Below are 13,244 nucleotides of genomic sequence, written 5' to 3'. Positions count from 1 at the left end.
CATGCTGAACCGCAATTCAGCGCGGACTGTTGATCAATACAACCTGATAAGCAATGGGTAATCGGGCTCGATTGTCACCTATTTGTTGGCAGCCATTGCCAGCTTGGATAAGTCATACCAGGATTCACGCGACTGCCACCAATAAGCCGTTCTGATCGGCTGGGACAGATCCAGCGATTCGCCGATCATCGGGGTGACCAGTTCAACTTGGTATGACGCGGCTTCATCAATCAGATCATTCACCGGCTCGTCCCATTTATTCAGAAACAACTCGTAGGTCGACCAGTGAACCGGAAACAATTTATCGCCCCGTACATCGAGATGCGCCTGCATGGTATGGGCGGCCTGCATATGCCCCCATCCTTCAACCGGATAGCCGCTGTCCGCTTTCAGATTGGCGGCCACTTCCAGGAAGGTCAGGTCAAACGGCCCCAGTTTTTCTCCAATCGCCTTGAAATGCTCACCGTACGCCGAATCACCGCTGTAGAACACGCTGCCGGCGTTGGCCTGAATCGCCCATGACGTCCACAGGGTTTGGTTTTTGTCAAACAATCCCCGGCCGGAGGTGTGATTGGCCGGGGCCGAAGTAATGCGCACCGAGCCGACACGCTGACTTTCCCACCAGTCAAATTCATGGATGTTAGCCGGGTTTACTCCCCACTTTTCGAGATGACGTCCCACCCCGAGCGGCACATAAAAAGTGACGTTTTTATCGGCATAGTAACGCGCCGTGCTCTCTTCCAGATGATCATAGTGGTCATGGGAAATCAGAATGACATCCGGCAGTGGCAATGCCTCGCGGCTGACCGGGGCATCAACATTGCGACTGAACCAGCGCGAAAACAGCGATGGCGAAGCATAGTCAAACACCGGATCTATCAGCATCCGTACCCCGTCAGCCTCCACGAACAACGACGAATGCCCCAGCCAGGTCACCCGCAAATCCTGGCTGGGCTCCACCAGCTTGGCCGTATCCACCGCCTTAAATGTCAACCGGTCATGTGGCTTGTATTGATCCCGCGCCATGAAAAATTTCCACATCACCGATAACATGCCTTCACTGTGATCAACCTGAGGCAGGCGGCTGATAGCGGTACCGTTGTCAAATTGTGGCGAGCGGGCAATCCGCTCCTGGCGGATTTCTTCACTCTGTACATGCCAGCCATCAACATCATCGCCACTGTAAGCTGCGACCCCAAGTACGCCCATTACAGCGACCAGCGATGCTTTCAGAGATGTTTTCATTTGTTCTAGCCTTAAAAGTAAACGCAGGTGTATACTTTTATGATAACCAAGAACCGCTCAAAGTAAACACATGTGTTTACTTTGGTCGTGACGAGGAACCCTGGACGGGATAGTACCGATGAGTAAAGTGACTGAAATAAAACAGGAAAGTATCATTTGCGCCGCCCTGAAAATTTTTGCAGAAAAAGGGCTGGAGCAAGCAAGCATGGAAGCCATCGCCAAACAGGCCGAGGTGTCAAAACGTACGCTTTATAAGTACTACCCCACCAAAGAAAGCCTTTTTTGCGTCATTATCGAGCGTTTACTATCTAAAATTACGGTGATGCGGCAAATCCGGTTTGAACCGGAGCAACCGCTGAACACTCAACTGCTTAGCATTGCCCGCAAGGAAGCCGATTTGTTAAGTAACCCTGACTTTCAATGTCTGGCAAAGGTCGTGATCATGGAATGCTTGCGTTCCAGCGACATTGGCGAGCTGATGATGGAAAAAGTCGAAAAACTGGAAGGCGGCTGCGGGCTGTCACGCTGGATACGGGACGGCTTAGAAGCCGGGCGACTGGATGTGCCGTGCCCTGAAATCGTGGCTGAACAGTTCATCAGCGGGCTGAAAGCTGTTGTATTCTGGCCGCAACTGATGACGAACCGCACTGCATCTGAAGAGGAAAAAAGCGCGGCAATTCACTCTGTGGTAAAACAGTTTATTTCCGCCTATGCGATCAAGGAATGATCCCGATAACCCGTATAGCATATTTAACACTGAACATTATCAACAGGAGATCACCATGCTACGCATCCTACTTGTGGCAGCACTGGCGTTAAGCCCGCTAGCAAACGCTGAAGTTAAAATTTCCGGTAACGGTTTCGAACTCAGCAAAGACTGCCTGAAACTGGAATCAGACAACATCAAAATTACGTCTGAAGAATGTGAGCAGTGGAAAAAACAGAACCAGGAAAACCGTAGTATCCATGGTGATGACAACCCAGGCAAAGGCAACAAGAAAGACCATAAAGAGAAGAAAGGCAAATAACCCTGCCTCATCCCCTGCCTGACGAGCTTTATGAGCAGCTCATGAAACAGGCTCAGGGATTGCCAAGAATAATGTCCTTCTCTCTCAAAAAAAATCGTGCTCCGGCACGATTTTTTTTGAGAAAACTTGGCTTGAGGCACCTCACACACCGCATAGCGGACCATGTACCGGATCATGCGTCATCGAATTGGGCATCGCTTTCCGCCTGCATTTTTTTCGGTACTGGCGCAGTGTCAAACACCATAGTTGGACGGTTAGATTCCGGCTTCGGCAGCGGTGTCACTTCCTTCAGCGTCGTCAGACAGCGGGTCACCAGCTGCTGATACATGGCCGTTCCTTTCTCTTTCCAGGCCAGCTCATCATCTCGTACCTGACGGGTACAGACAGCCGGACTGCCCATGATCATACTGCGGGGGGCAAATACACTGCGAGCCTTAACAAAGCTGTGCGCACCAATAATGGACTCCGCGCCAATGTCCGCCAGATCCATCACCACAGCGTTCATCCCCACCAGGGTGTTGCGGCCAATCCGGCAGCCATGGATCACCGCCCCATGCCCGATATGGCTGTTTTCTTCCAGCACCGTTTCCTGATTGGGAAACCCGTGCAACACACAGTTATCCTGCACGTTACTGCCGTCTTCAATGATAATACGCCCCATATCGCCACGAATCGATGCACTGGGGCCGATATAAACACGGGCCCCGATAATGACATCACCGATAATATCGGCACTGGGATGGACAAAACTGTCCGGATGAATCACCGGGGTAATTCCATCTAACTGATACACTGGCATAAGCATGTCCTTTGCGTTAAGCGCGAGGCCGTCAGCTGGCCGTTAAGCCGCCAAACCGTGCGTAGTAATCGGAAGCAGGCAACGGAACCGGTCCGACAATGGTCTCGCCGTGCTCGGTCACATAGTTCCGGGCACTCAAGTGAATTTTCTTGTACAGGTTCATAGCCAGGCTCTGAGCCACACCGCCCGGCCAATCTTCCGGCAGCAGTTCCCCTGGCAAAAGCGGATCTTTAATAATGATTCGCCGGTAAAAATGAATCAGCAACAAACGCAGCTTGAAACAGTCTTCCGGGTTAAGTTCCTCAGTAGGCATGTCTTTAAGCTGTTGCCATACCGGATTGAACATCTGGCAAAACGCCTGATAATCATCCTGAATACGCTGCAGTTCCCAGGTTGTATAAATAAAGCTCTGCATATCACGCTGTGTTAAACCGGCCATATCCGCGTGCTGGAACACGTGGGCATTCGGGAACGCCTGGTTGATGGCATCAATATCCATCGCGTCGAGCTGGCCCTGATCAGCCTGAATATAAACGCCTTTATCAAGTACACCGAATCCCAGTCGGGAAAGGGTTTTGCCATGCACCTTCGCATCAAGCAGCGTGGAGGATGGAATGTGCACCAGATTCCATTTGCCGTTCCAGCTCGCACTTTCCACACTGTAGATTTTCCGGTTGGCCGCACGCACTTCGTCAAAACGTTCCGGCGTCATGAAATAGTAGCTTTTGCGCCCCTGCTTTTTGACATCCAGCCAGCCGTCCTGCTTGAGACGAAACACCGATGAACGGACAAAGCGCTGGTTAAAGCTCAGAGATTCCATGAATTTAATCAGGCTGCCCATCCAGATACCGCCACCGGAGTGGCACAAATAATCGCCCAGAAAGGTGATCACCAGCGAGGTTCCGCTGATGGAATGGTGATCGATAGCTGAAGAGTAAAACGCGTCAAAACGACTTTCCAAAAGCAACTCCATGAATCTATTTCTTTTTCCTGCCAGGCATCATAACAAGTGACCTTTTTCTTTCACAGCAAACTGGACGATTAATTAGGATATCAGTGACATATCACAGCGCTGCCGAGCCGGCAGCGCTGTGTGTTTTCAAGCTTTCATTCGGCGGTTCGGGAGACTGACCATCCGGCGTCAGGCAGCCCGGGGCAGTACCCGTCAGACTCAGGCGTGACGAAGGTCAATGACCCGCTGCGCCTTGCCTTCGGAGCGCGGGATCCCACCATCCGGAAGCAGCTCAATCAGGGTGGATATCCCGACCATAGTCTTGATACGGTGACGCAACTCACTGACGACCTGGTTGCCACACTCGGTATTGGTGGCGCCTTTCAGCTCCACTTTGATTTTCAGGGTATCCAGATTGCCCTGTTTACTGACTTCCAGCTGATAGTGCGGACTGAGTTGCTTGATTTCGAGGATCTGCTCTTCGATCTGTGACGGGAACACATTCACCCCACGGATGATCAGCATGTCATCGCTGCGACCGGTGATCTTATCCATCCGGCGCATGGTGCGGGCAGTGCCCGGCAGCAAGCGGGTCAGATCACGGGTGCGATAGCGAATGACCGGCATCGCTTCTTTGGTCAACGACGTGAACACCAGCTCCCCGTGCTCACCTTCCGGCATGACATTACCGTTACTCGGGTCGATGATTTCCGGGAAGAAGTGGTCTTCCCAAATAGTTGGCCCGTCAGCGGTCTCGGCACATTCCATCGCCACACCCGGCCCCATCACTTCCGACAGGCCATAGATATCCAGCGCTTTGATGCCAAGACGACGTTCAATTTCTTCACGCATGGAGTCTGACCACGGCTCAGCACCAAAAATCCCGATTTTCAGTGAGCAGCCAGACGCATCACCGCCGTGCTTTTTCTCCAGCTGATCCAGCAGGTTCAGACAGTATGACGGGGTAACCATGATGATGGTCGGTTTGAAATCTTCAATCAGCTGAATCTGTTTCTCGGTCTGGCCGCCAGACATCGGCACGACTGTCGCCCCGAGTTTTTCGGCGCCGTAATGCGCACCCAAACCGCCCGTGAACAAGCCATAACCGTAGGCAACATGGATCATATCTTTGGCACTGCCGCCCGCCGCACGGATGGAACGCGCCACAATGGTCGCCCAGGTATCAATGTCTTTCTGGGTATAACCCACCACTGTCGGCTTGCCGGTCGTGCCGGATGACGCATGCACCCGCACTACTTGCTCCATCGGAACGGCAAAAGTGCCAAACGGATAATTGTCGCGTAAGTCCTGCTTGGTAGTGTAAGGAAACTTGCTGATGTCTTCCAAACACGTGAAATCAGAAGGGTGTACACCGGCTTCATCAAATTTACGGGTATACATCGGCACGTTACGGTACGCGTGCTCCAGAGTCCATTTCATTCGTTCAAACTGTAACGCTCTTAGCTCGTCGATCGAGGCCGTTTCAATCGCCTCAAGGTGTTGATGTGTCATTCCTTTGCTTCCTTTTGGATTGGCGTTATCTTTTGCTGACTTTGTAATTAATATAATTGTTAATTAGATGTTAATTTGAACAATCGTTACGCTCAAGACCCAGTGCTTAATCGCACCCGATCTTTCTTCCAGAACGCGCCTTTGCTCACGCCTCGATGCGCTCAAGGATCATCGCAATCCCCTGTCCGACACCAATACACATGCAGCACAGCGCATAGCGCCCTTGACGCCGGTGCAACTCATTCACCGCAGCCATTGCAATACGTGCCCCGCTCATGCCCAACGGGTGACCCAGCGCAATGGCACCGCCATTGGGGTTCACATGCTCAGCATCATCTGGCAGCCCCAACTCACGCAGCACGGCCAGTGCCTGAGATGCAAAGGCTTCATTGAGTTCAATGACATCCATATCAGTGATGGCCAGCCCAGTCTGCTCCAGCACTTTTTTGGCTGCCGGTGCCGGGCCAATGCCCATGATGGCGGGCTCTACCCCAACGGTGGCACTGCCGACAATCCGGGCTTTCGGAGTCAGACCAAATTTTTTCACGGCGTCTTCACCGGCCACCAACAGCACTGCCGCACCGTCATTAACGCCCGATGCATTGCCGGCGGTCACGCTGCCCTCGGCGGCAAACGGCGCTTTGAGCGCAGCCAACTGCTCTAGCGTGGTTTCCGGACGCGGGTGCTCATCTTCACTGACCACTGTCGTCGCCCCTTTGCGACCGGGAATCGTCACCGGTACGATTTCTTGCGCCAGAATACCGGCCGCTTGTGCCTGCTGAGTTTTTTGCTGACTGCGCAGGGCAAAGCGATCCTGATCCTCTCGGCTGATGCCAAAACGGGCAGCAACATTTTCCGCCGTTTCCGGCATAGAATCCGACCCATACACCTGTTGAAGCTGCGCATTGATAAAACGCCAGCCGATGGTGGTATCAAACATCTGTACCCCACGATCGAAGGCTGAGGCCGACTTCGCCATGACATACGGAGCCCGGGACATTGATTCCACCCCACCGGCAATCATCAGCGACGCTTCACCCGCTTTGATGCTGCGCGCAGCCATGGCCAGCGCATCCAGCCCCGAACCGCACAGGCGGTTAATGGTGGTGCCCGACACTTCCTGTGGCAGTCCGGCAAGCAGGGTCGCCATACGGGCGACATTGCGGTTGTCTTCACCGGCCTGATTGGCACAACCCAGAATCACATCATCGACCGCCTGCCAGTCGAGCGCCGGATGACGTTCCATCAGTGCCTTGAGCGGCACCGCGGCCAGATCATCAGGGCGAACCTGCGCCAGCGCGCCGCCGTAACGGCCAATCGGGGTTCTTACTGCATCACAGATATACGCGTCTTTCATGGTGTCTCCTCCAGTACCAGTCTGCCCAACCGATGTGCCTTGCCTCTGAACAGCGCCACTAACTTGCCGTCCTGATTGGTAATTTCAATGTCGTATGTACCTGTCACCTTGCCCTGCGAGCGTGCTTGAGCGACAGCCGTTAGGGTATCGCCCGCCCGCCCCGGACGGACATACTCGATGCTGCATCCGGCAGCTACCGCCACCTGATTTTCGCTGTTGCAAGCAAATGCAAACGCTGAGTCCGCCAGGCTGAAAATCATCCCGCCGTGGCAGGTTTCAAAGCCGTTCAACATATCGCGGGTCACCGTCATGCTGACTGTCGCCGAACCTTGGTCCATCTGTTCAATTTTCAGGGACAGCAGGTTGGAGCAGCCGTCCTGGCTGTACATTTTCTCCGCACACTGCCATGCCAGTTGCTGTTGTGGCGTCATACCAACTCCTTGTTTATCATTGCAAATTCGCGCAACATTGGTGACGGGCGGTAACGCTCTTCACCGTAAAACGCGGTCAGTCCGTCGAGCGTGTCGCAAATGGCCGACCAGCCCAACTGGCAGCCCCAAGCGGCCGGGCCCTGCGGGTAGTTCACGCCGAAACACATCGCCGTGTCGATATCCGCCAGCGAGGCACCGCCTTTGTTGGCGAGATCCAACGTTTCATTGACCAGCATGGCGACAGTGCGCCAGACCACCATGCCCGGATAGTCCTTGAGCAGCAGTACCTGCTTACCCAGCGCCTGGAAAAATACTATGGCCTGGCGAGTTTGCTCTTGAGTGTTCTGCGCCGCTGGTGCCAGTGCAATTACCGGGGAAAGACGGTAATCACGGCAGTAATCTACGGTCACCACCGGTTGCTGAAAACGTGCAGCCAGCATGGTCGCGCTCTCACCACGGGTCGGCACCAGCAGAACACCGTTCACCTCTAGGCAGGCCGGCCCGCTTTCGGCAGGAAAAGTAACGGCTGCCAATTGAGCCGAACCTGTGGCAACCGTGACATCTGTTGCGTTAGTGGCCTTGGCTTCAAGGGTGAGCTGATTTGCAACCAGCTCCAACAGACCGTGATCCGCCGGTAACCATTGCCCCAGTTTGCGAGCCGCCAAACTTGACTGGCAGGCACCTGCACCCGGCAGCAATAAATTCAACGCTGGCTGCGGCGCATCTTCGGCATAGTCGTAAAAGCCTTTGCCCGTTTTACGGCCAAGGTATCCGGCATCCACCAGCTCTTTCTGAATCAGGGACGGCAGATAGCGTCGGTCCTGATAACAGGCTTCAAACACACTACAGGTCACGGCGTAATTGACGTCATGGCCAATCAGATCCATCAGTTCAAACGGCCCCATATTGAACCCGCCGGCATGGCGCATCAGGTAATCCAGCTGTACCGGTTCGGCTACCTGCACCTCTAATGCACGCAATGCTTCGGCATAAAAAGGACGGGCGATCCGGTTGACGATAAATCCCGGTGTCGAACGCGCCAGCACCGCTTGCTTGCCGCATTGCCGTGCCCAATCCAGCGCTATCTGGGCGGTCTGCGCACTGGTGGCAATCCCGCGGATCACTTCAACCAGTTTCATTACCGGTGCCGGATTAAAAAAGTGCAGCCCCACAACCCGCTCAGGACGGTTGACCGCACTGGCAATGGCGGTGATCGAAATCGACGAGGTATTACTGGCCAGCAGGCAGTCTTCGCGACAGATGGCAGCCAGATCCCGGAACAGGCTCTGCTTTACGGCCAGATTTTCGACAATGGCTTCGATCACCAGGTCCGCGTCGGCAATCTCTGCCAATTGGGAAACGCAGTGCAGACGGGATACCGTACCATCACGCTCAGTAGCACTGAGCTTGCCGCGAGCCACCCGCTTATCCAGCGCGTCAGCAATGCGCTGCACCGCTTGTTCAGCCTGTGACACGGCAAGATCGAACAGTGACACACGAAAACCCGCCTGCGCCGCGACCTGGGCAATACCGGCTCCCATGGCTCCGGCACCAATCACGGCGACGTGTTGAATACCCGCCATGATCAGTACCCCTTGAACGTCGGCTGACGCTTGGCAAAAAAGGCCGCGACCCCTTCACGGTAGTCTTCAGTTCGACCCGCCAGTCGCTGCAGATCGCGTTCGAGATCCAACTGCTCTTCCAGGGTATTGGTGCTGCTATGCAACAAGGCCTGTTTGATGTATCCAAGTCCGGTAGTTGGCTGCGTTGCAAGCTGCTGACCCAGCGCCATGGCTTCGCTCGCCAGCACGTCATCAGCCACGCATTGCCAGATCATGCCCCAGTCAGCGGCCTGTTCCGCGCTCACTTTGTTACCTTGCAACATCAGGGCTTTTGCCCGTGCAGGACCAATCAGGCGCGGCAGAATCCAGGTACCACCCGAGTCCGGCACCAGACCGATCTTGCAAAATGCCTGAATAAAACTGGCAGACTGTGCGGCTATCACGATGTCGCACGCCAGCGCCAGATTGGCACCGGCACCTGCCGCCACCCCATTGACGGCGGCAATCACCGGCTTATTCAGCTGCGTGATTTTCTTCACCAGCGGGTTATAGAAACGTTCAATGCTTTCGCCCAGATCCGGCATCGGCTGATCGGCACTGATGTTGCGGTCGTTGAGATCCTGTCCGGCGCAGAACCCACGCCCGGCTCCGATCAGCACGATGGCACGCACAGCCGGATCCGCCTCGGCCTGTTTCAGACTGGCCATCAGGGCCTGATGCATTTCAGGGTTGAAGCTGTTGAGCTGCTGAGGCCGATTCAGGGTGATCAAAGCCACTCCGGCTTCCGCAGAGTAAAGAACTGTCTGTTCCATGTGTTTAATTTCCTTGATATTTCGGTGTGCGTTTTGAAAAGAAAGCGTCGATGCCTTCCTGTCTGTCCTGTGTCGCAGCCAACAGTGAGAAGAGTTGTCTTTCCTGTTTCAGGCCCTGACTCAGCGGCAATTCCGGTACTTGTTTAAGTGCCTGTTTGGCGGCTTTCACGGCCAGCGGTGCGCGGCTGGCTATCACTACAGCCAGTTGTTGCGTGCGTTCCAGTGTCAGCGCCGCCAGTGTCACCTCACTGACCAATCCGGCGCTACAAGCCTGGCGGGCATCAATCGGCATGCCGGTCAGCACCATCTGATTGGCCAGCGATTTACCGACCGTACGACTCAGTCGCTGTGTGCCACCAGCCCCCGGCATGAGCCCTAGGGTAATTTCCGGCAGGCCGAAACGGGTCTGCTCGGCGGCGATAACCACGTCGCACAGCAGCACCAGCTCCAGCCCTGCGCCAAAGGCATAGCCATTCACCGCTGCCAGCAGCGGTTTGCTGAAGCTGTCGATACGCTGCCACAGCTGAGGTCTGGGATTTTGCCAGGTTGCCACCGCATCCTGACTGGCCAGTTCGTTGAGATCGGCCCCGGCAGCAAAACAGTGAGCACCGCCGGTGAGCACCACCGCCCCGATGTTGTCATCGCCGTCTACCATCTCCAGCACCGCCGCCAGCTCCGCCAGACAGTCATTGGTCAGGGCATTGCGTTTTTGATAATGAGTAAAACGGATCGTCAGTACGCGGCGGGTCAGGTCACACGCCAGATACTCATATGGGTGTGATGCCAGTTCAGATTGCGGCTGCTCAGCCTGTTGTGCTGTTGTTTGTTCCGCCTGCATAGTGCCTCCTTGCACGAATGGCCAGTCTTACACATCAAAATCGACAGTGACTTCGTCTGAGGTCGGCACCGCCTGACAGCTCAGCACATAGCCCTGCTCAATCTGATCGGCTTCCAGGCTGTAGTTCAGCCCCATTTCAACCTGTCCGGATTTCACCTTACAGATACAGGTGGCACATACGCCGCCTTTACAGGCGTAGGGCAAATCCGCCCCCTGACGCAGCGCGGCATCCAGGATGTTGTCATCCTGCGCGGTCATTTCCAGGGTCATCACCCGTCCGTCCCGCTTGAGATGCACTTTGGTATAGGCTGACTGGTTTTTGATCTCAGCCCGCTTGGCTGGCGTGGTATTGAAACGCTCCACGAAGAAACGATCTTCCGCCAGCCCGCCTTCACTGAGGGCAACATATGCGGGTTCCAGCATTTCATCAGGGCCGCACAGGTAGCAGGCGTCAAAGTCCCCCCAATTGAACAGGCTGTTACCCAGCTCACGCAGTTTGTCAGCATCCAGACGCCCGTTAAGCAATGCCGCTTCGTTGCGTTCCCGGGAAAAGAGGTACACCACCTGCAGGCGATCCGGGTACTGATTCTTCAAGTCCGCCAGTTCAGACTGAAACATGGTGCTGCTCAGGCTGCGGTTGCCATACAGCAGGGTAAACTGGCTGTCCGGCTCACTCGCCAGGCAGCTTTTCAGCATTGACAGAATCGGGGTAATCCCGGAACCGACGGCAATGCCGAGGTAGTTGTTGCGGTTGGCCGCATCCGGCTGGAAGCCGAAGTGGCCGCGCGGTGCCATGACCTCTAGCGAGTCACCAATCTGCAGCGCACTGTTGGCGAACTGGGAAAAGCGCCCTTCCGGGATTGCCTTGATGCCGACTTTGAGTGCTTCGTCGTTGGCTGCCGAGCAAATGGAGTAACAGCGGCGGAGTTCCTCACCATTGACGGTCGCTTTCAGGGTCAGGTACTGGCCGGGTGTAAAACGAAAAGATGCTTTCAGCGCTTCAGGCAACGAGAACGTCACTACCACTGAGTCCGCTGTTTCCTTTTCAAGGTCCTGAATGGTCAAGGGGTAAAAATCTGTCATGGTTTGTTCTCGTTTAAATACATTTGAAGTAATCAAAAGGCTCCAGACAGTCGCGGCACTGATAATGTGCCTTGCAGGCTGTCGAACCAAACTCGCTGATCAGCCGGGTCTGGGTGCTGCTGCAATGTGGACACGGCACTTCATCCGGCAGGGAGCGGGTCATGCACGCTTGTCCCTGCGGCGGCGCAATGCCGTATCGGGTCAGCTTATTCCGAGCTTCCGGCGTCAGCCAGTCAGTGGTCCATGCCGGATCGAGCCTGATTTCAATCCGCACCGGCAGGTAGCCGTGACTTTCCATGGTCTGGCGGATATCGGCGATCAGCATCTCTGTCGCCGGGCAGCCCGAATAGGTCGGTGTGAAAGTCACCACCCATTCGTTGCCGCGGTAGTCCACTTTGCGCAGCATGCCGAGTTCGGCAATGGTGATCACCGGGATTTCAGGATCCGGAATCGCGCCGAGCAACTGCCAGACCTTCGCCTGTGCCGGATGGCCAAGCTGTGAGATGTTCTGCGTTACCATCTCCCCTCCTTACCACTGACTGTTGGGATAGGCCCTTTGCATGAACTGCATTTCCGCCAGGATGTAGCCCAGGTGCTCACTGTGGCGGCCTTCTTTGCCGCCAACCCGACGATGGGCGGTTTGCGGTACATTTAGCCCGGCTTCATGGCAGGCCTCAGTTACCGTCTCCAGCCACTGTGCTTTCAGGCTGGCAACATCCACCGCAATACCCTGTTCAGCCAGCGCCTGTTCGGCGTCAGAGCAGACAAACATCTCTGGGGTGAAACGCCAGAGTGCATCAAGCGCCAGCTGCATTTTCTGTTTGCTCTCCGCCGTGCCATCCCCCAGTCGGATCAGCCAGCCGCGGCTGAAACGCTGGTGATAGCTGACTTCTTTCAGAGATTTTCGGGCAACGGCTACCAGTTGCGGATCGCTGCTCTGCTGCAGCGCGTCAAGCAACAGGTAGTGGTAACTGTCAAACAGGAACTGGCGCGTCAGCGTAATGTCGAACCCCTCATTAGGGTGTTCGGCCAGCAGCAGGTTATGGAACTCGGACTGATGGCGTAAAAACGCGAAGTCATCTTCCGTGCGCTGCTGGTTGTCCAGCTCAGAGGCATACTGGTACAAATGGCGGGCTTCACCCAGCAGATCCAATGCGATGTTCGACAGCGCCATGTCGATTTCCAGTTCAGGTGCGACACCGCACCATTCGGATAAGCGGTGAGACAATATCAGGCTGGTATCTGCCAGTTGCAGTACATAGCGTTGCAACAACGCCGACGATTCAGTTGTGCCGTTTGCAGAAGTCGAGGTAGTCATGATCCAATCCCCGTTACATGTGCTTGATATGGGACGGGATAGTGTAGAAACTCGCATGGCGGTACACTTTGTCATCCGACGGATCAAAAAACGCGCCTTTCTCCTCCGGCTGGGAAGCCGTGATGCTGGAAGATTCCACGACCCATACCGAGCATCCTTCGTTGCGACGGGTATACAGATCGCGGGCCGCTTCCAGTGCCATCTGATTGTCAGCGGCGCGAACGCTGCCGACATGCTTGTGATCCAATCCCTGTTTGCTTCGGACAAACACCTCATACAGAGGCCAAGTTGCTGTGTTCATTTCTAC

The 13,244-nt window shown here is 55.1% G+C and carries 15 protein-coding genes; 2 read left to right on the top strand and 13 right to left on the bottom strand.

Going from position 1 to position 13,244, the window contains the following annotated elements; translation table 11 throughout:
- Nucleotides 1-78: 78 nt before the first annotated feature.
- On the bottom strand, nt 79-1,245 hold the full coding sequence (locus tag C9I92_RS07055) for an MBL fold metallo-hydrolase (protein WP_047884935.1): 1,167 nt from the start codon (nt 1,243-1,245) through the stop codon (nt 79-81).
- A 118-nt stretch (nt 1,246-1,363) separates the two neighbouring features.
- Between C9I92_RS07055 and C9I92_RS07050 the strand changes: the two genes are divergently transcribed.
- Entirely contained in the window at nt 1,364-1,972 is a 609-nt protein-coding gene (locus C9I92_RS07050; RefSeq protein WP_047884936.1) for a TetR/AcrR family transcriptional regulator, read from the top strand.
- A 55-nt stretch (nt 1,973-2,027) separates the two neighbouring features.
- Entirely contained in the window at nt 2,028-2,273 is a 246-nt protein-coding gene (locus C9I92_RS07045) for a hypothetical protein (RefSeq protein WP_047884937.1), read from the top strand.
- A gap of 172 nt (nt 2,274-2,445) precedes the next feature.
- On the opposite strand, the gene C9I92_RS07040 is transcribed toward C9I92_RS07045, so the two are convergent.
- From C9I92_RS07040 to paaB, 12 genes are all read right to left on the bottom strand, one after another.
- Complete coding sequence (locus C9I92_RS07040; protein ID WP_047884938.1) at nt 2,446-3,072, bottom strand: acyltransferase; 627 nt, start codon at nt 3,070-3,072, stop codon at nt 2,446-2,448.
- A 31-nt stretch (nt 3,073-3,103) separates the two neighbouring features.
- On the bottom strand, nt 3,104-4,033 hold the full coding sequence (gene paaX, locus C9I92_RS07035) for a phenylacetic acid degradation operon negative regulatory protein PaaX (protein WP_047885148.1): 930 nt from the start codon (nt 4,031-4,033) through the stop codon (nt 3,104-3,106).
- Nucleotides 4,034-4,243: 210 nt separating this feature from the next.
- On the bottom strand, nt 4,244-5,536 hold the full coding sequence (gene paaK / locus C9I92_RS07030) for a phenylacetate--CoA ligase PaaK (protein WP_047884939.1): 1,293 nt from the start codon (nt 5,534-5,536) through the stop codon (nt 4,244-4,246).
- 145 nt (nt 5,537-5,681) lie between these two features.
- Nucleotides 5,682-6,893 (bottom strand): 3-oxoadipyl-CoA thiolase, encoded by a 1,212-nt coding sequence (pcaF, locus tag C9I92_RS07025; protein ID WP_047884940.1) that lies wholly within the window; start codon nt 6,891-6,893, stop codon nt 5,682-5,684.
- A complete protein-coding gene (paaI, locus tag C9I92_RS07020) occupies nt 6,890-7,324 on the bottom strand; it encodes a hydroxyphenylacetyl-CoA thioesterase PaaI (protein WP_047884941.1) in 435 nt (144 codons plus the stop codon). Before paaI ends, pcaF begins: the two co-directional genes overlap by 4 nt.
- Nucleotides 7,321-8,907, bottom strand: coding sequence for a 3-hydroxyacyl-CoA dehydrogenase (locus C9I92_RS07015; protein ID WP_047884942.1), 1,587 nt, complete (start codon nt 8,905-8,907; stop codon nt 7,321-7,323). Before C9I92_RS07015 ends, paaI begins: the two co-directional genes overlap by 4 nt.
- A gap of 2 nt (nt 8,908-8,909) precedes the next feature.
- A complete protein-coding gene (gene paaG / locus C9I92_RS07010) occupies nt 8,910-9,698 on the bottom strand; it encodes a 2-(1,2-epoxy-1,2-dihydrophenyl)acetyl-CoA isomerase PaaG (protein WP_047884943.1) in 789 nt (262 codons plus the stop codon).
- Between the two features lie 4 nt (nt 9,699-9,702).
- A complete protein-coding gene (gene paaF, locus C9I92_RS07005) occupies nt 9,703-10,536 on the bottom strand; it encodes a 2,3-dehydroadipyl-CoA hydratase PaaF (RefSeq protein WP_084712533.1) in 834 nt (277 codons plus the stop codon).
- A 27-nt stretch (nt 10,537-10,563) separates the two neighbouring features.
- A complete protein-coding gene (paaE, locus tag C9I92_RS07000; RefSeq protein ID WP_047884944.1) occupies nt 10,564-11,619 on the bottom strand; it encodes a 1,2-phenylacetyl-CoA epoxidase subunit PaaE in 1,056 nt (351 codons plus the stop codon).
- Between the two features lie 13 nt (nt 11,620-11,632).
- Complete coding sequence (paaD, locus tag C9I92_RS06995) at nt 11,633-12,139, bottom strand: 1,2-phenylacetyl-CoA epoxidase subunit PaaD (RefSeq protein WP_047884945.1); 507 nt, start codon at nt 12,137-12,139, stop codon at nt 11,633-11,635.
- A gap of 9 nt (nt 12,140-12,148) precedes the next feature.
- Complete coding sequence (gene paaC / locus C9I92_RS06990) at nt 12,149-12,937, bottom strand: 1,2-phenylacetyl-CoA epoxidase subunit PaaC (RefSeq protein ID WP_047884946.1); 789 nt, start codon at nt 12,935-12,937, stop codon at nt 12,149-12,151.
- 13 nt (nt 12,938-12,950) lie between these two features.
- Entirely contained in the window at nt 12,951-13,238 is a 288-nt protein-coding gene (gene paaB, locus C9I92_RS06985) for a 1,2-phenylacetyl-CoA epoxidase subunit PaaB (RefSeq protein ID WP_047884947.1), read from the bottom strand.
- Nucleotides 13,239-13,244 lie beyond the last annotated feature (6 nt).

This window comes from Photobacterium ganghwense (assembly GCF_003025595.1).
GTDB classification, from domain to species: Bacteria; Pseudomonadota; Gammaproteobacteria; order Enterobacterales; family Vibrionaceae; genus Photobacterium; species Photobacterium ganghwense.
Note: the sequence above shows the minus strand (reverse complement) of the source record. Positions and strands in the feature narration are given on the sequence as shown.